This window comes from Streptomyces sp. ISL-94, from assembly GCF_018614075.1.
Lineage (GTDB): Bacteria > Actinomycetota > Actinomycetes > Streptomycetales > Streptomycetaceae > Streptomyces.
Genome location: NZ_JAGGOZ010000025.1, coordinates 15,653 through 31,378 on the forward strand (window position 1 = coordinate 15,653; position 15,726 = coordinate 31,378).

General features: G+C 72.9%; 18 protein-coding genes. 9 read left to right on the forward strand and 9 right to left on the reverse strand.

Annotation, left to right across the window (positions count from 1 at the left end; all coding sequences use genetic code 11):
- Positions 1-9: 9 nt before the first annotated feature.
- From J7E94_RS09225 to J7E94_RS09250, 6 genes are read right to left on the reverse strand one after another with little or no spacing between them, the layout of a single operon-like run.
- Positions 10-807, reverse strand: a complete 798-nt coding sequence (locus tag J7E94_RS09225) for an urease accessory protein UreD (RefSeq protein WP_308344770.1) — start codon at positions 805-807, stop codon at positions 10-12.
- Positions 804-1,490, reverse strand: coding sequence for an urease accessory protein UreG (gene ureG / locus J7E94_RS09230; protein ID WP_215013955.1), 687 nt, complete (start codon positions 1,488-1,490; stop codon positions 804-806). Before ureG ends, J7E94_RS09225 begins: the two co-directional genes overlap by 4 nt.
- 44 nt (positions 1,491-1,534) lie before the next feature.
- Entirely contained in the window at positions 1,535-2,209 is a 675-nt protein-coding gene (locus J7E94_RS09235) for an urease accessory protein UreF (protein WP_215013957.1), read from the reverse strand.
- 13 nt (positions 2,210-2,222) lie between these two features.
- A complete protein-coding gene (locus tag J7E94_RS09240) occupies positions 2,223-3,944 on the reverse strand; it encodes an urease subunit alpha (RefSeq protein WP_215013959.1) in 1,722 nt (573 codons plus the stop codon).
- A complete protein-coding gene (locus J7E94_RS09245; RefSeq protein WP_215013961.1) occupies positions 3,937-4,248 on the reverse strand; it encodes an urease subunit beta in 312 nt (103 codons plus the stop codon). The genes J7E94_RS09240 and J7E94_RS09245 overlap by 8 nt, the downstream gene beginning before the upstream one ends.
- A gap of 15 nt (positions 4,249-4,263) precedes the next feature.
- Complete coding sequence (locus tag J7E94_RS09250; RefSeq protein ID WP_215013963.1) at positions 4,264-4,566, reverse strand: urease subunit gamma; 303 nt, start codon at positions 4,564-4,566, stop codon at positions 4,264-4,266.
- Positions 4,567-4,891: 325 nt separating this feature from the next.
- Between J7E94_RS09250 and J7E94_RS09255 the strand changes: the two genes are divergently transcribed.
- A complete protein-coding gene (locus J7E94_RS09255; RefSeq protein WP_308344774.1) occupies positions 4,892-5,284 on the forward strand; it encodes a VOC family protein in 393 nt (130 codons plus the stop codon).
- 8 nt (positions 5,285-5,292) lie between these two features.
- Here the strand turns inward: J7E94_RS09255 and J7E94_RS09260 are convergent, their stop codons facing one another.
- The gene (locus tag J7E94_RS09260; protein WP_215013965.1) at positions 5,293-5,742 is read right to left on the reverse strand and encodes an ATP-binding protein; all 450 of its coding nucleotides are present in this window, start codon (positions 5,740-5,742) and stop codon (positions 5,293-5,295) included.
- Between the two features lie 197 nt (positions 5,743-5,939).
- Between J7E94_RS09260 and J7E94_RS09265 the strand changes: the two genes are divergently transcribed.
- Complete coding sequence (locus J7E94_RS09265; protein WP_215013967.1) at positions 5,940-6,824, forward strand: helix-turn-helix transcriptional regulator; 885 nt, start codon at positions 5,940-5,942, stop codon at positions 6,822-6,824.
- A 12-nt stretch (positions 6,825-6,836) separates the two neighbouring features.
- Positions 6,837-7,067, forward strand: coding sequence for a DUF397 domain-containing protein (locus tag J7E94_RS09270; protein ID WP_215013969.1), 231 nt, complete (start codon positions 6,837-6,839; stop codon positions 7,065-7,067).
- A gap of 6 nt (positions 7,068-7,073) precedes the next feature.
- On the opposite strand, the gene J7E94_RS09275 is transcribed toward J7E94_RS09270, so the two are convergent.
- The gene (locus J7E94_RS09275) at positions 7,074-8,276 is read right to left on the reverse strand and encodes an 8-amino-7-oxononanoate synthase (RefSeq protein ID WP_251056388.1); all 1,203 of its coding nucleotides are present in this window, start codon (positions 8,274-8,276) and stop codon (positions 7,074-7,076) included.
- 181 nt (positions 8,277-8,457) lie between these two features.
- Here J7E94_RS09275 and bioB point away from each other — a divergent pair, with 181 nt between their 5' ends.
- The 4 genes from bioB to J7E94_RS09295 all read left to right on the forward strand — a co-directional run bounded on the left by bioB (position 8,458) and on the right by J7E94_RS09295 (position 12,606).
- A complete protein-coding gene (bioB, locus tag J7E94_RS09280) occupies positions 8,458-9,705 on the forward strand; it encodes a biotin synthase BioB (protein ID WP_215013971.1) in 1,248 nt (415 codons plus the stop codon).
- A complete protein-coding gene (locus J7E94_RS09285) occupies positions 9,698-11,023 on the forward strand; it encodes an adenosylmethionine--8-amino-7-oxononanoate transaminase (RefSeq protein WP_215013973.1) in 1,326 nt (441 codons plus the stop codon). The genes bioB and J7E94_RS09285 overlap by 8 nt, the downstream gene beginning before the upstream one ends.
- 10 nt (positions 11,024-11,033) lie before the next feature.
- Positions 11,034-11,777, forward strand: a complete 744-nt coding sequence (gene bioD, locus J7E94_RS09290) for a dethiobiotin synthase (protein WP_215013975.1) — start codon at positions 11,034-11,036, stop codon at positions 11,775-11,777.
- Between the two features lie 172 nt (positions 11,778-11,949).
- Complete coding sequence (locus tag J7E94_RS09295) at positions 11,950-12,606, forward strand: class I SAM-dependent methyltransferase (protein WP_215013977.1); 657 nt, start codon at positions 11,950-11,952, stop codon at positions 12,604-12,606.
- Between the two features lie 23 nt (positions 12,607-12,629).
- On the opposite strand, the gene J7E94_RS09300 is transcribed toward J7E94_RS09295, so the two are convergent.
- Positions 12,630-13,085: a GNAT family N-acetyltransferase gene (locus J7E94_RS09300; protein ID WP_215013979.1), complete on the reverse strand. Its 456-nt coding sequence runs from the start codon at positions 13,083-13,085 to the stop codon at positions 12,630-12,632.
- 238 nt (positions 13,086-13,323) lie between these two features.
- On the opposite strand from J7E94_RS09300, the gene J7E94_RS09305 reads away from it, so the two are divergent.
- Both J7E94_RS09305 and J7E94_RS09310 read left to right on the forward strand, forming a co-directional pair.
- Entirely contained in the window at positions 13,324-14,661 is a 1,338-nt protein-coding gene (locus tag J7E94_RS09305; protein WP_215013981.1) for a hemolysin family protein, read from the forward strand.
- Positions 14,658-15,683: a hemolysin family protein gene (locus J7E94_RS09310; protein WP_215013983.1), complete on the forward strand. Its 1,026-nt coding sequence runs from the start codon at positions 14,658-14,660 to the stop codon at positions 15,681-15,683. Before J7E94_RS09305 ends, J7E94_RS09310 begins: the two co-directional genes overlap by 4 nt.
- Positions 15,684-15,726: the final 43 nt, after the last annotated feature.

The following is a 15,726-nucleotide window of genomic DNA, read 5'->3' on the forward strand; positions in this document are numbered from 1 at the left end:
GTCCCGTAACTACGCCTTCGGCGGCGGCCCGTAGGTGCGGGCGGCCTCGTCCAGCAGTTCCCGCAGCCGCAGGGCGTCCGGGGCCAGGGCCGTGACGAGCACCGCGGGCCCGGCCAGCGGGGTCACCACGGCGAACTCCCCCAGCATCGCGGCCGCGGGCGGGTCCTGTTCGAAGGCCGGGTCCACGACCAGGAGTTGCCCGAGGGCCCGGTGGCCCGCGAGTCCGGCCGGGCCGTCCCAGCCGCCGGGCGCGCCGGGTCCGCAGGTGAGCTCCTGGTCCAGCAGCGGGCGGCCGCCGCGGGTGGCGGTGAGCCGGCTGCGCAGCAGGCCCGGGGCCTCCCCGTAGCGGCCCAGCACCTGTTCCTCGCGGAGCAGCAGCCGCGCGGTGGGAGCCAGTTGGACCTGCGTGCGCACGCGCAGGTCGCTGCCGCGCACGGAGACCAGCGGCTCCGGCAGCCACCGCACGGAGGCCCCCTCCTGCACGGCCAGGCGTACGTCGTACCGCGCGGGTTCGCCAGAGCGGCCGGGCAGCGCCAGGGTCGCCGCCGCGGAGGCGAGGGCGAGGTGTGCCCCGGGCCCGGCGGTGGCCTCGACGGTCAGGTGGTCGCCGCCCAGCGGGGCGGTCATCGCGCCGACCAGCATCACCCCGGCCTCGGCCCCCGAGCCCCGGGTGCGGCGCAACGCAAGCGGCCCCTCGCCGGCCAGCAGGGGGAGGGAGGTGCCGCCCCGCCCGTCGGCGGCCGCGTGGATGCGGGCGGTGGCCCGCAGGCCCGCCGCCGACGGGAGTGCGGGAGGCGCGCTGGTCACCGTACGGTCCAGGCGGCGATCCGCTCGCGCACCCAGGCGGCCACCGGGGCCACCCCTTCGGGGCCGCGCAGCGACTGGAAGGCGACGGGCAGTTCGCCGCGCTGCTCGGCGGCGTCGCGGGCCATCCGGTCCAGGTCGGAACCGACGTGGGGGGCGAGGTCGGTCTTGTTGACGATGAGCAGGTCGGCGGTGGTGACGCCGGGGCCGCCCTTGCGCGGGATGTCGTCCCCGCCGGCCACGTCGATGACGAAGATCTGGGCGTCGACCAGGCCGCGGGAAAAAGTGGCGGTGAGGTTGTCGCCGCCGGACTCGACGAGGATCAGGTCGAGCGGACCGACCGTCTCCTCCAGCTCCTCCACGGCCTCCAGGTTGGCGGAGATGTCGTCGCGGATGGCGGTGTGGGGGCAGGCCCCGGTCTCGACGGCGGTGATCCGCTCGGGCGGCAGCACGGCCTCGCGGAGCAGGAACTCGGCGTCCTCCCGCGTGTAGATGTCGTTGGTGACGACCGCCATGGACAGTTCGGTGCGCAGGGCGCGGCACAGGGCGGCGACGGTGGCGGTCTTGCCGGAGCCGACGGGTCCGCCGAGTCCGATGCGCAGGGCGCGCCGGGTGCCGTCGGCGCGGAGCGGGGCGGCGCCGTGGGTGTGCCGCTGGGGGTAGGCCGCACCGTGGTCGAGATGCATGGGGGGATTCTCCTTTGGGGTGTCTGGCGGGCCGGTCGGGGCGCTCAGGAGGCGAAGAGGCGTACCGGCCAGTCGGCATGGGCCTCGGCCGCGATCTCCAGCAGGGGCGAGGAGGCCGCGGGCAGGCAGTCCGTGCCGTCGGAGCGGGCCCGGTGCGCGGCCTCGGCCGCCCGGGCCGCCACGGCGTCGAGTTCGGGGGCGAGGCGGGCCAGGACCCCGCTCGCCTCGAAGGGGTCCAGGCCCAGCAGCCGCACGGTCGCGGTCGCCGGGCCGCCGATACTCTCGTACGCCGCCACGTGCGCGGCGTCGAGCGGCCCGAGCCCGGCTGCCCGGGCGGTGAGGCCGAGCACCACGGGCTGGTGGGCGCCGCGCGGGAACGCGGCGGCCAGTGCCTCCAGTCCGGGGTCGGGCCAGGTGGCCCGGGCGGCGCGCAGCAGCTGCCGGCCGAGCCGCCGGGCCGCGGTGCGCAGGGCCGGCGAGGGGGTGCGGGCGTCGGCGGCGGCGTCGAGCTCCGCCGGGTCGAGCCCTAGGGCGGCGGCCGCGGCGAGGGCGGCGGCGGTGAGTCCGGCAGTGTGCAGCCGGCCCCGGCAGAAGTCCTCCAGGGTGGCGGCGTCGTGGATGCGGCCCGCCTTGCAGGCGGCCTCGGCTCCGCCGGAGTGGGCGTGGCCCCCGGCGGGGAACCGGCCGTCCGCGAGGACGAGCAGGGCGGCGAGGCTCATCGGAGCGTATCCATCAGAAGAGGAAGTATCTCTGCGCCATGGGCAGTTCGGCGGCGGGGGCGGGCTCCACGACCTCTCCGTCGATGGTGACGGTGAAGGTGTCGGCGTCCACCTCGACCCTCGGCAGGGCGTCGTTGTTGCGCATGTCCGCCTTGCCCACCTTCCGGGTGTTTTCGATGGCCGTGAACTGCTTGCCGAGTCCGAGCCGTTCGGGCAGTCCGTCGTCGAGGGCGGCTTGCGCGGTGAAGTTGAGGGAGTTCAGGGCGGGCGCGCGCCCGTGGCTGCCGAACATCGGGCGGGGCAGCACCGGCTGCGGGGTGGGGATGGAGGCGTTGGCATCGCCCATCTGCGCGTAGGCGATCTGGCCGCCCTTGATGACCAGCTCGGGCTTGACCCCGAAGAAGGCGGGGTTCCACAGCACCAGGTCGGCGAGTTTGCCGGTCTCGACGGAGCCGATCTCGCGGGCGAGCCCCTGGGCGACGGCGGGGTTGATCGTGTACTTGGCGACGTAGCGGCGGGCGCGGTGGTTGTCGGCCGGTCCGTCCCCGGGGAGGAAGCCGCGCCGCTTCTTCATCACGTGGGCGGTCTGCCAGGTGCGCAGGACGACCTCGCCGACGCGCCCCATGGCCTGGGAGTCGGAGGAGATGATGGAGATGGCCCCGAGGTCGTGCAGGACGTCCTCGGCGGCGATGGTCGAGGGCCGGATCCGGGATTCGGCGAAGGCGAGGTCCTCGGGGACGGCCGGGTTGAGGTGGTGGCACACCATCAGCATGTCGAGGTGCTCCTCGACGGTGTTGACCGTGTGCGGCCGGGTGGGGTTGGTGGAGCTGGGCAGGATGTTGGGCTCGGAGACCACGGTGATGATGTCGGGCGCGTGCCCGCCGCCCGCGCCCTCGGTGTGGTACGAGTGGATGGTCCGCCCGGCGATCGCGGCGAGGGTGTCGCCCACGAATCCGGCCTCGTTGAGGGTGTCCGTGTGGATGGCGACCTGGGCTCCGGTCTCGTCGCAGACGCTCAGACAGGCGTCGATGACGGCCGGGGTGGACCCCCAGTCCTCATGGATCTTGAACCCGAGGGCGCCGCCGCGCAGTTGGGAGTGCATGGCCTCGCGGGACATGGTGTTGCCCTTGCCGAGGAGGCCGATGTTGACGGGGTAGGCCTCCAGCGCCGCGAACATCCGGGCCAGGTGCCAGGGTCCGGGGGTGACGGTGGTGGCCTTGGTGCCCTCCGCGGGTCCGGTGCCGCCGCCGACGAGGGTGGTGATCCCGGAGGCGAGCGCCGTTTCGATGACGGTCGGGGAGATGAAGTGCACGTGGGCGTCGATGGCCCCGGCGGTGACGACCTTCCCGTTGCCCGCGATGATCTCGGTCTCGGGGCCGATGACCAGGGCCGGGTCCACGCCGTCCATGGTGTCGGGGTTGCCGGCCTTGCCGAGGCCGCAGATGCGGCCGTCGCGGATGCCGAGGTCGGCCTTGACGATGCCCCAGTGGTCGAGGACGACGACCCCGGTGATCACGGTGTCCGGGGCGCCTTCGGCACGGGTGGTGCGGGCCTGGCCCATGGACTCGCGGATCACCTTGCCGCCGCCGAAGACGGCCTCGTCGCCGGCCCGGCCGGGGCCGCCGCTGAGGTCCTGTTCGATCTCGACGAAGAGGTCGGTGTCGGCCAGCCGGATCCGGTCACCCGCCGTTGGCCCGAAGAGATCGGCGTACACCTGGCGGGAGATCTCAGCCATCGAGCGGACCCCCGGTCTGCCCGCGCAGTCCCGGTACGGTGCGCAGCCCGGCCAGCGGTACGAGTTCCACGGCGACGGGGATGCCCGGTTCGAAGCGCACGGCGGTGCCCGCCGCGATGTTGAGCCGCTGCCCGCGCGCGGCGGAACGGTCGAAGTCCAGGCCGGGGTTGGCCTCGGCGAAGTGGTAGTGGGAGCCGACCTGGACGGGCCGGTCGGCGGCGTTGAGCACGGTGAGGCGGGTGACGGGGCGGCCCTCGTTGAGGAGCACCGGGCCGTCCCCGTAGGTGATTTCGCCGGGGATCACGCGGTTCGCTCCTCTTCAGACGATCGGGTCGTGGACGGTGACGAGCTTGGTGCCGTCCGGGAAGGTCGCCTCGACCTGGACGTCGTGGATCATCTCGGGGATCCCCTCCATGACCTCCTCGCGGCGCAGCACGGTGCGGCCGGAGGCCATCAGCTCGGCCACGGTCCGTCCGTCGCGGGCCCCTTCGAGGATGTGACAGGTGATGAGCGCGATCGCCTCGGGGTGGTTGAGGAGCACCCCGCGCACCCTCCTCTTCTCGGCCACGTCCGCGGCCACATGGATGAGCAGTCTCTCCTGCTCGTGCGGTGTCAGTTGCACACGTATCACCAAATTTCCGGGACAAGATCAACATCGCGCCGAGCCGACCCTACTGGCCCTTAACACTTTGTTGACCTGCGCTTATCCGAGCCAAGCATGTCTTGCCCAACGCAGAGAAAGGCTTTCCGTCCCGACCACCGCCGCTTTACCGGATCATGGGTGATCATTGGCGGACGAGCGTGGCGCCACGCTAGGCGCTCCGCTTTTCCGCTGAGTTAACCCACGTTTCGGGGAGGTACCCGGTTCAACTCCGGAGCCCCCGGAGCCCGGTTCCGTATACGGCTCCGCACGGCGCTCCGCCTGCGGACCACCCTCAAGGAGACCCGTGTTCGTCAATCCCGTCCGGCACATCACCTTCGACGCCCTGGACCCCTACCGGGTCGCCGAATTCTGGTCGGCGGTGACCGGCTACCCGATCCACCCCGACGACGTGGAGGGTGACGACGAGATCCTGCTGGAGTCGGGGCAGCCCGGTGGGCCCGGACTGCTCTTCATCCGGGTGCCGGACGCCAAGTCCGTCAAGAACCGCGTCCACCTGGACATCCAGCCGCCCACCGGCACCCGGGACGAGACCGTCGAGCGCTTGGTCGGGCTCGGCGCGAAGATCGTGGACGACCGCCGCGCGCAGGACGGCGTCCTGGGGTGGGTCGTGCTCGCCGACCCCGAGGGCAACGAGCTGTGCATCGAGCGCAGCGCCGTGGAGCGCGCCGCCTCCTGACCCCGGCTTCAGCAGCCGGTGGCCGTCTTCGCCGGCGCTGCCACCGTCCAGGGCAGGGCGATCCAGACCGTTTTGCCGCCGTCCTCGGTGGGGCTGACCGAGAGGCGACCGCCCGCCTCCGCGGTGAGCCAGCGGATGATGACCATCCCCCGGCCGTTGTCCTGCTGGACGGCGGCCGGGAGCCGCTTGGGCCAGCGCGGGTGGCTGTCCGTGACGCCGACGCGCAGCCACTCCTCGCGTTCCAGCCGGACGTCCACGGTGAAGGTCGGCGACTGGCCGAAAGTGTGCTGTACGGCGTTGGTGGCGAGCTCCGAGACGATCAGCCGGACACTGTCGGCGATGTCGGCGTCATCGGGAAGTCCCCATTCGCCCAGCACCTCCGCGACATAGCGTCGGGCGGCGGCGACCGAGGCCGGATCGCTCGGCAGAGTGACGGATGCTTCCTGGTGATCTGCCATGGCGACGGTCCCTTTCCCACCGGGGCCAAGCCGCCCCGGATCTGTGCTGGACGCCAGAGTGCCACCCATCGTGCCGCCGCAACTGCCGTTCCCCCAAGATATGCATATATCTGTCGCTCAATGCGGTGAACTCTGCTACGGAAGAGCGTATTTGGACGGCAGACTGGTGCGACCTGTGCCGGTGGAAGGAGGCGGGTGTGCAACACGGTCCCGCGGTGCGCCGGCGCAAACTCGGCGAGGAACTGCGTGCCCTGCGCGACCGGTCCGGACTCACCAGTGGTGAGGCGGCCCGGATCGTGGGATGGCACCAGTCGAAAATCAGCCGCATCGAGACAGGGCGCAGCGGGGTCAAACCCGAGGACATCCGCATCCTGCTCGATGTCTACGGGCAGATCGTGAGCCCCGAGCAGCGCGCCCTGCTGGAGGCGCTGTCCGCCTCGGCCGCGGGCCCCGGCCCGGGCGGTGACACCGGGCGGGGCCGCCAGTGGTGGCACGACTACCGGGGCCTGCTGCCCCAGGAGTACCGGGACTTCATCAGCCTGGAGGCCGGGGCGAGTGCGGCGCGGACCGTGGAACTGTCCGTGGTGCCGGGGCTGTTGCAGACCCCGGAGTACGCGCGGGCCGTGACCCGGGCCGCGCTGGGCGGGCTGCCCGAGCCGAAAGTGGACGCGCTGGTCGACGTACGCCTCGCCCGGCAGTCGGTGCTGCGGGCCGATCCGCCGCTGGAGCTGAGCGCCGTACTGGACGAGGCGGTGCTGCGCCGGCAGATCGGCGGGCCCGGGGTCATGGCGCAACAGCTGCGACACCTGGTGGAGGTGGGACGGCTGCCCCAAGTGCGGCTACAAGTACTGCCGTTCAGCGTGGGGGGTCATCTCGGCCTCACCGGACCGTTCGTCATTTTCTCATTTCCGAACATCGCCGATCTGGATGTGGTGGTACTCGACCATTTGACGAGTAGCCTCTATCTGGAGCGGAAGGAAGACCTAGAGGCATACAGCGCCGCGTTCCGCACCATTCAGGAACACGCCCTCCCGCCCCAGGACTCGTCGGATCTCATCAGCTCACTTGCTGACGACGCGTAAGGAGGCACCCCCGTGTCCGCAACCCCCTTATCGGTCTTATCGATCAGCGGACTTCTGATCAGCGCGCGGTGGCGGCGGAGCAGCCGCAGCACCGGAATGAACAACTGTGTGGAAGCGGCCGTCCTCGGCGGCGGCCTGCTGGCCGTCCGCGACTCCAAGCGGACGGACGGCCCGGCCGTGCTCTTCACCGGGCCGGCCTGGGACGGCTTCCTCACTTCCGTACGGGCGGACGTGCTTCCGTAGCTCCGCCTACCGGTCCGTGGCTCCGGCCGGAGCGGTCCGCAGGATCGTCGCCACAGCCCGGGTGATCTCCTCCCCCGTGAGATCCCCCCGGGCGGTCAGCCGCAGCCGGGAAATGCCGTCCGGCACCGACGGCGGCCGGAAGCACCCCACGGACAGACCTGCCTCGCGGCAGTCGGCGGCCCAGCGCAGTGCCGCCGAGGCCGACGGGGCCCGTACCGACACCACGGCCGCGTCCGGCCGGGCCGCGGTCAGGCCGGACGCGGTGAGCCGCCCGTACAGCTGGGCGGCCACCTCGCGGGCGCGGCCGGCGCGCTCCGGTTCCCGCCCGAGCAGGCGCAGGCCCGCCAGCGCCGCGCCCGCGGCGGCCGGGGCCAGCCCGGTGTCGAAGATGAACGTGCGCGCGGTGTTGACCAGGTGGCGGATGACCTTGGCCGGACCGAGCACCGCCCCGCCCTGGCTGCCCAGGGACTTCGAGAGGGTGAGGGTGGCGACCACGCCCGGCGCGCCCGCCAGCCCGGCGGCGTACAGCGCGCCGCGGCCGCCCTCCCCCAGCACGCCCAGCCCGTGCGCGTCGTCCACGACCAGGGCCGCGCCCTCGTCCCGGCAGGCGGCGGCGTATCCGGCGAGCGGGGCGGCGTCCCCGTCGACGGAGAACACGGAGTCGCTGACCAGCAGCGCCCGTCCGTCGTGCGTGGCGAGCGTCTTGCGCGCGGCGTCCGGATCGGAGTGCGGAATGATGGCGGTCTCGGCGCGCGAGAGGCGGCAGCCGTCGACGATCGAGGCATGGTTCCCGGCGTCGGAGACGATGAGCGTGCCCCGGTCGCTGAGCGCGGTGACTGCGGCCAGGTTGGCCGCGTATCCGGAGGACAGGACCAGCGCGGCCTCGAATCCGCAGAAGGCAGCGAGCTCGCGTTCGAGCTCCGCGTGCAGTTCGGTCGTACCCGTCACGAGACGGGACCCGGTGGCTCCGGCCCCCCACCGTTCGGCCGCCTCCCGCGCTCCGCGGACGGTCTCGGGATGCCGGGACAGACCGAGGTAGTCGTTGCTCGCGAGGTCCAGGAGCGGCGACTCGGCCGGCCTCGGGCGCAGGGTGCGGACGAGCCCGGCCTGTTCGCGGGCGCTCTGCGCGGCGTCGATCCAGGAGAAGACGTCCACGGGACCGGGCCCGCGAGCGGGCTCGGGAGTGGCCGCGGGAGTGGGCTGGGGCATCGGCACGTCCTCGTGTTTTGTCGGCAGTCCACAGACCGGCCCGACGCTAGCCGCCGGGCGTCGGCTCGACCCTAGCCGCCGGGCCTTGAGTGTCAGGTGTGGCGATACACACACTCCCAACCGGCCATGTTGTGCGATCTCTCCTTGGCCGGGAGTGGTGGTGTGGTCCAGGATCGGCGTCATGGACCTGCTGAACACCCTGGTGGACAAGGGGCTGCGGCGCGAGCTGCCGACCCGCGAAGAGGCGCTCGCCGTACTGGCGACTTCCGACGACGAACTGCTCGACGTGGTGGCCGCGGCCGGCAAAGTGCGCCGCCAGTGGTTCGGGCGTCGGGTCAAGCTGAACTACCTGGTCAACCTGAAGTCGGGCCTGTGCCCCGAGGACTGCTCCTACTGCTCCCAGCGTCTCGGCTCGAAGGCCGAGATCCTCAAGTACACGTGGCTGAAGCCGGAGGAGGCCTCCCAGGCCGCCGCGGCCGGTGTCGCGGGCGGCGCGAAGCGGGTCTGCCTGGTCGCGAGCGGCCGCGGGCCGACGGACCGGGACGTGGACCGCGTCGGCAAGACGATCGCGGCGATCAAGGAGCAGAACGAGGGCGTCGAGGTCTGTGCGTGCCTCGGCCTGCTCTCGGACGGCCAGGCGGAGCGGCTGCGCGAAGCGGGCGCCGACGCGTACAACCACAATCTCAACACCTCCGAGGCGACGTACGGTCAGATCACCAAGACCCACACCTACGCGGACCGGGTCGACACGGTGCAGAAGGCGCACGCCGCCGGCCTGTCCGCCTGCTCCGGTCTGATCGCGGGCATGGGCGAGAGCGACGAGGACCTCGTCGATGTCGTCTACTCGCTGCGCGAGCTGGACCCGGACTCGGTGCCCGTCAACTTCCTGATCCCCTTCGAGGGCACTCCGCTCGCCAAGGAGTGGAACCTCACCCCGCAGCGCGCCCTGCGGATCCTCGCGATGGTGCGGTTCGTCTGCCCCGACGTCGAGGTCCGCCTCGCGGGCGGGCGCGAGGTGCACCTGCGCACCATGCAGCCCCTCGCCCTGCACCTGGTGAACTCGATCTTCCTCGGCGACTACCTGACCAGTGAGGGGCAGGCCGGCCAGGCCGACCTCGACATGATCGCGGACGCCGGCTTCGAGGTGGAGGGGGCCGGTACGAGCACGCTCCCGGCCCACCGGGCCGACGTGGCGGAGGCGGCCACGGCGGGCGGCTGCGGTTCGCACGGTGGCGGGGCCTCCCTGTGCGGTTCGGCGGGCTCCGGCGACGCCGCGGGGGAAGCCGGGTGCGGTTCGGCCTGCGGCGGTTGCTCCGGCCACGCGGAGACGGCGCCCGTACCGGCGCAGGCCGATGCCGGGGAGGTGCGCTCCGGCCTGGTGGCGGTCCGCCGGCGCGGCGCGGGGACGGATCTCGCCCCCAATGCCTGATCAGCTTCAGCCGCTGTCGGCGGGCGCGGAACTCCTCGCTCTCGACCGGCAGCACGTCTGGCACCCGTACGGTCCGATGCCCGGGCGGCAGGAGCCGCTGGTCATCGCCTCCGCCTCGGGGGTGCGGCTGCGGCTCGCCGATCCGTCCGGGCAGGGGCAGGGCCACGACGAGCTGGTCGACGGCATGTCCTCCTGGTGGTCGGCGATCCACGGCTACAACCACCCGGTGCTGAACGAGGCCGCGACGGCGCAGCTGGGCCGTATGTCGCACGTGATGTTCGGCGGGCTCACCCATGAGCCCGCCGTCCGGCTGGCGGCCCGGCTGGTGGAGATCACGCCGCCGGGGCTGGAGCACGTGTTCCTCTGCGATTCGGGCTCGGTCTCGGTCGAGGTCGCGGTCAAGATGTGCCTCCAGTACTGGCGTTCGCTCGGGCGGACGGGCAAGACCCGGCTGCTGACCTGGCGCGGCGGCTACCACGGGGACACCTGGCAGCCGATGGCCGTCTGCGACCCCGAGGGAGGCATGCACGAGCTGTGGCAGGGCCACCTGCCGCGGCAGGTCTTCGCGGACGCGCCGCCCGGCGGCTTCGACACCCCCGTGGACCCGGCGTACGCCGAGCACCTGCGCTCCCTGATCGCCGCGCACGCGGACGAGCTGGCCGCGGTCATCGTGGAACCCGTGGTCCAGGGGGCGGGCGGCATGCGCTTCCACAGCCCCGGCTACCTGCGGGTGCTGCGCGACCTGTGCGACGAGTACGGCGTCCTGCTCATCCTCGACGAGATCGCGACGGGCTTCGGCCGTACGGGCGCGCTCTTCGCGGCGGACCACGCGGGGATCACCCCGGAGGTGATGTGCCTGGGCAAGTCGCTGACCGGCGGGTACCTCACGCTGGCGGCGACCCTGTGCACGGAGCGGGTGGCCGACGGGATCTCGCAGGGCGAGGTTCCGGTGCTCGCGCACGGCCCGACCTTCATGGGCAACCCGCTCGCCACGGCCGTGGCACTCGCCTCGATCGACCTCCTCCTGGGCCAGGACTGGCCGACCGAGGTCAAGCGCATCGAGGCGGGCCTGCGTGAAGGCCTGGCGGGTGCGGTGCAGTTGCCCGGCGTACGGGACGTACGCGTCCTCGGCGCGATCGGCGTGGTCCAGCTGGACCACGACGTCGACATGGCGGCGGCCACCCGGGCGGCCGTGCGGGAGGGCGTCTGGCTGCGCCCGTTCCGCGATCTGATCTACACGATGCCCCCGTTCGTCACCGGCGACGACGATGTGGCCCGTATCTGCCGCGCGGTGGTCGCGGCAGCACAGGAAGGCTGAGAAGACGGACATGTCCGTAGTAGTGGTGTCCGGGACGGGCACGGAGATCGGCAAGACGGTGGTCACGTCGGCGATCGCGGCCGCCGCGGTGGCGGCCGGCCGCTCGGTGGCCGTGCTCAAGCCTGCCCAGACCGGGGTCGGCCCGGACGAGCCGGGGGACGCCGCCGAGGTGGCGCGGCTGGCCGGTTCCTCCGTCACGGCGGTGGAACTGGCCCGCTACCCGGAGCCGTTGGCCCCGGACACGGCGGCCCGCCGCGCGGGCCTGCCCACTGTCTCCCCGGCCGCCGTCGCGGAGGCGGCGAGCCGGCTCGCGCTCTCCCACGACCTGGTCCTGGTGGAGGGCGCGGGCGGGCTGCTCGTCCGCTTCGACGAGGCCGGCCACACCCTGGCGGACGCGGCGCGGCTGCTCGGCGCTCCGGTCCTGGTCGTCGTCCCGGCGGGCCTCGGCACCCTCAACTCCGCGGCCCTGACGGCGGAGGCCCTGCGCGCCCGCGACCTCACCCCGCTGGGCCTGGTGGTCGGCAGCTGGCCGTCCTCCCCGGACCTGGCCTCCCGCTGCAACCTGGCGGACCTCCCCAAGGTCTCCAACACCCCCCTGCTGGGCGCCGTCCCACAATCCGCGGCCACCCTCCCCCCACCCCTCTTCCGCTCCAAGGCCCCCAGCTGGCTCGCCCCCACCCTCAACGGCACCTGGTCCCCCACCACTTTCCTGACCACCTGGCCCGCCGAACCATCCAGCCCCGCCGGCGTTTGAGGCGCGGGGTCCGGGGCGCAGCCCGGGGCCGCCCGGGCGCAGCCCGGGGCCGCCCGGGCGCAGCCCGGGGCCGCCCGCGCAGCGGCGCCGCAGACGACACCGCCAGGCGTGAGGCGCAGCCGACCGGGCACGCTGGAGGTACCGGTACCTACCCCCGCCCCGGAGGTCCGTCATGCCGCGCCGCCCCCGCGACCCCGTCCACCACCCCCTCTTCGCCCGGCTTTACGGCCGCGCCGGCGAAGCCGCCGAGACCCGCGCCGGCATCGCCGCCCTGCGCACCGAGCTCCTCCACGGAGTGACCGGCCGCGTCATCGAGATCGGCGCCGGCAACGGCCTCAGCTTCGCCCACTACCCCCGCGCCGTCTCCGAGGTCGTCGCCGTCGAACCGGAACGCACCCTCCGCCGCCTCGCGGCCTCCGCCGCGCTCCGCGCCGAGGTTCCCGTGGACATCGTGCCCGGCGCCGCCGAAGCCCTCCCGGTCAAGAGCGAGGCCTTCGACGCCGCCGTCGCCTCGCTGGTGCTGTGCACCGTACGGGACCTGCCCCGCTCCCTCGCCGAGCTGCACCGCGTGCTCCGCCCCGGCGCCGAGCTCCGCTTCTTCGAGCACGGCCTCGCCCCCGGCCCCGGCATGGCCGCCGTCCAGCGCGCCCTGGACCGGACCGTCTGGCCCCGCCTCTTCGGCGGCTGCCACACCGCCCGCGACCCGCTCGCCTCGATCGAGGCCGCCGGTTTCCGGATCGTCTCGCCGCGCAGCTTCCGGCTGCCCGAGCGCGGCCCGGTCTTCCCGACCTCTTACTGCGTCATCGGCGCGGCCCGCCGCCTGGATTGAGCCCCGTATCGACCTCTCCGCACCTACACGAACGGCTTCACCCACCGCCGCCAGTGGTCCTCCCGGTGGTACCCGGCGGCGGCCCACGCCCGCTGCGCCCGCTCGTTCTCCTCCAGCACCATCGCGTCGCCGCGCCGGCCGCCCGCCGCCAGGAAGCGCCGTTCGGCCGCCTCGAGCAGCGCGCCGGCGATCCCCTGCCGACGCCGGGAGGGGAGGACGGCCAGCCGGTACAGCGAGCACCGCCAGCCGTCGTAGCCGGCGATCACGGACCCGACCAGGGTGCCGTCCGCCGCGAGGATCAGCGCGTCGGGATCGCGGGTGACGAGCCGGGTCACGCCGTCCACGTCGTCCGTGATCGACGTGCCCTCCGCGGCTTCCTTCCAGAAGGCGAGCACGTTCTCCGCGTCGGCCGGCACCGCGGTCCGGAGCCGGAGCCGGGGCCGGCGCGCAGACTGTTGCTGAGGCTCGGACTGGTTCATGATCGGGAGCCAAGCACGCCCGGCCCGCGGGCCGCCACCCACTTCCACTGTGCGAGACCGGACAAAAGAACCCTCCGCCCCCTTTGCCCCTCCTTTACCATGGAGGCAAAGTTCCCCTCGAGCGAAAGGTGTGTGAGCGTCCGCCCATGGGCGAGCCTCCCAGTCCCCGACATCTCCGTACGCGACATCGCGCGATACCCCTCCTCCTGGCTGATCATGGGACGGAGGTGATCGACCGATGACCGAAGTGCTCCTGCTCGTCGTGGCGCTGCTGCTCTGCCTTGCCTGCGGAGTCTTCGTCGCGGCCGAGTTCTCGCTGACCACCATCGAGCGCAGCGAGCTCGAAGAAGCCGTCGAGCGCGGCGAGCGCGGGGCCGACAGCGCGCTGGCGGCCGTCCGCACCCTGACGTTCCAGCTGTCCGGCGCCCAGCTCGGCATCACCGTGACCGGCCTGGTCATCGGCATGATCTCCAAGCCGTCGATCGCCGCCCTGCTCGAGGGCCCGTTCCGGTCCCTGGGGATGTCGGCGGGCGCTGCCTCCTCCACCGCCCTGGTCCTGGGCACCGTCCTGTCGACCGTCGTCCTGATGGTCGTCGGCGAGCTGGTCCCCAAGAACTGGGCGATCTCCTCACCCCTGGCCATCGCCAAGCGCGTCGCCACCTGGCAGCGGGTGTTCAGCCGCGCCTTCAAGCCCTTGATCAGCCACCTCAACACCACCGCGAACCACTTGGTGCGCCGCTTCGGCATGGAGCCGGCCGAGGAGCTGGCCTCCGCCCGCACCCCGCAGGAGCTGGTCGCGCTGGCGCGGCACTCCGCGAAGGCGGGCGCCCTGGAGAAGGACACCGCCGAGCTGTTCGTGCGGACCCTGAACCTGGCCGACCTGACCGCGGAGAACGTGATGACCCCGCGCGTGCAGGTCACCGCCCTCGACGTGCAGACCACCGCCGAGGACGTGGCGAACGCGACACTGGCCACCGGCCTGTCCCGCTTCCCGGTCTACCGGGGCAGCCTCGACACCGTCGTCGGCACCGTCCACATCAAGGACGTACTGGCGCTGCCCGCCGAGGAGCGCCGCCACCGCCCGGTGTCGCAGCTGCTGCGCGAGCCCCTCCTCGTACCGGAGTCGCTGACCGTGGACCGACTGCTGGACCGGCTGTCCGGAAAGCAGACGATGGCCGTGGTCATCGACGAGTACGGCGGCACGGCCGGGGTGGCCACGCTGGAGGACATCGTCGAGGAGGTCGTCGGCGAGGTCCGCGACGAGCACGACCCGCACGAGACCGCGGATCTGGCCCCGGCCGGTACGGACGCCCTCGGGCGACCGCTCTACGCCGCCGACGGCGCCGCGCGCACCGACCAGCTCGAGCGGATCGGACTGCGCGTGCCGGAGGGGCCGTACGAGACCCTGGCCGGTCTGATAGCGACCGAGCTGGGCCGCATCCCGGCCGTCGGCGACAGCCTGGAACTGGACGGCTGGCAGCTCGACGTCATCGACGCGGGCGGGCGGCGGGCCGCGCGGGTACTGCTGCACATGCCGGCAGACCCGGCCGGCGACAAGGAGGGGAAGGGCCGATGACGGCGATCCAACTGCTGATCGGCCTGGCGACCCTGGTCGTCAACGCCTTCTTCGTCGGCGCGGAGTTCGCGCTGATCTCGGTCCGGCGAAGCCAGATCGAGCCGTACGCCGAACAGGACGACCGGCGGGCCCGCGCCGTCGTGTGGGGCCTGGAGCACGTGTCGGCGCTGATGGCGGCGGCCCAGCTCGGCATCACGCTGTGCACCCTGGTGCTGGGCGTGGTCGCCGAGCCGGCCATCGCGCACCTGCTGACCCCGCTGTTCGACCTCCTGGGGGTGCCGGACGGCCTGACGCACGCGATCTCCTTCGTGGTGGCGCTGGCGCTGGCGACGTACCTGCACATGCTCTTCGGCGAGATGGTGCCGAAGAACGTGGCGCTGTCCGAGCCGGTGCGCACCGCACTGCTGCTCGGGCCGCCGCTGGTGGCCCTGACGCGGGCGCTGCGGCCGGTGATCTTCGCGATCAACGCCTTCGCCAACGCGCTGCTGCGGCTGCTGCGCGTGGACGCGAAGAACGAGGTCGCGGCTACCTTCTCCGACGACGAGCTGGCACGGATGGTCAAGGACTCCAGCAACGCGGGGCTCCTGGACGACCGGGCGAGCGAGCGTCTGCACGATGCCCTGGAGCTGGGCCGCCGGCCGGTCACCGATGTGGTGCTGTCGGCGGACCGGGTGGTTTCTGCCCGGGAGGGCATCACGCCGACGGGGCTGGAGCGGCTGTCGGCCTCGTCCGGGTACTCCCGGTTCCCCGTGATCGACGCTCAGGACAGGATCCTGGGCTACCTGCACGTCAAGGACGCCTTGGACGCGGACGTGGAGGCGCGGGACGAGCCCTTCCCGGTGTCGGACCTGCGGCCGATCGCGCAGGTGCGCGCCGAGACCCCGCTGGACGACGTGCTGACCGCGATGCGGCGCAGCCGTACGCACCTGGCGGCGGTCCTGGGGGCGGACGGTGCCATGACGGGCCTGGTCACGATGGAGGACGTGCTGCGCGAGCTGTTCGGACGGCCCGCCTCCGCCTGACCCGTGCGGTCCCCGGCCCTGCGGGGCCGGGGTACCGCGCGGT

Coding starts and splice junctions, on each gene's coding strand:
- ureG (WP_215013955.1), bottom strand. CDS start 1,490: ATGCATCTCGACCACGGTGCGGCCTACCCCCAGCGGCACACCCACGGC.
- J7E94_RS09235 (WP_215013957.1), bottom strand. CDS start 2,209: ATGAGCCTCGCCGCCCTGCTCGTCCTCGCGGACGGCCGGTTCCCCGCC.
- J7E94_RS09240 (WP_215013959.1), bottom strand. CDS start 3,944: ATGGCTGAGATCTCCCGCCAGGTGTACGCCGATCTCTTCGGGCCAACG.
- J7E94_RS09260 (WP_215013965.1), bottom strand. CDS start 5,742: ATGGCAGATCACCAGGAAGCATCCGTCACTCTGCCGAGCGATCCGGCC.
- J7E94_RS09275 (WP_251056388.1), bottom strand. CDS start 8,276: ATGCCCCAGCCCACTCCCGCGGCCACTCCCGAGCCCGCTCGCGGGCCC.
- bioB (WP_215013971.1), top strand. CDS start 8,458: ATGGACCTGCTGAACACCCTGGTGGACAAGGGGCTGCGGCGCGAGCTG.
- J7E94_RS09285 (WP_215013973.1), top strand. CDS start 9,698: ATGCCTGATCAGCTTCAGCCGCTGTCGGCGGGCGCGGAACTCCTCGCT.
- bioD (WP_215013975.1), top strand. CDS start 11,034: ATGTCCGTAGTAGTGGTGTCCGGGACGGGCACGGAGATCGGCAAGACG.
- J7E94_RS09295 (WP_215013977.1), top strand. CDS start 11,950: ATGCCGCGCCGCCCCCGCGACCCCGTCCACCACCCCCTCTTCGCCCGG.
- J7E94_RS09300 (WP_215013979.1), bottom strand. CDS start 13,085: ATGAACCAGTCCGAGCCTCAGCAACAGTCTGCGCGCCGGCCCCGGCTC.
- J7E94_RS09305 (WP_215013981.1), top strand. CDS start 13,324: ATGACCGAAGTGCTCCTGCTCGTCGTGGCGCTGCTGCTCTGCCTTGCC.
- J7E94_RS09310 (WP_215013983.1), top strand. CDS start 14,658: ATGACGGCGATCCAACTGCTGATCGGCCTGGCGACCCTGGTCGTCAAC.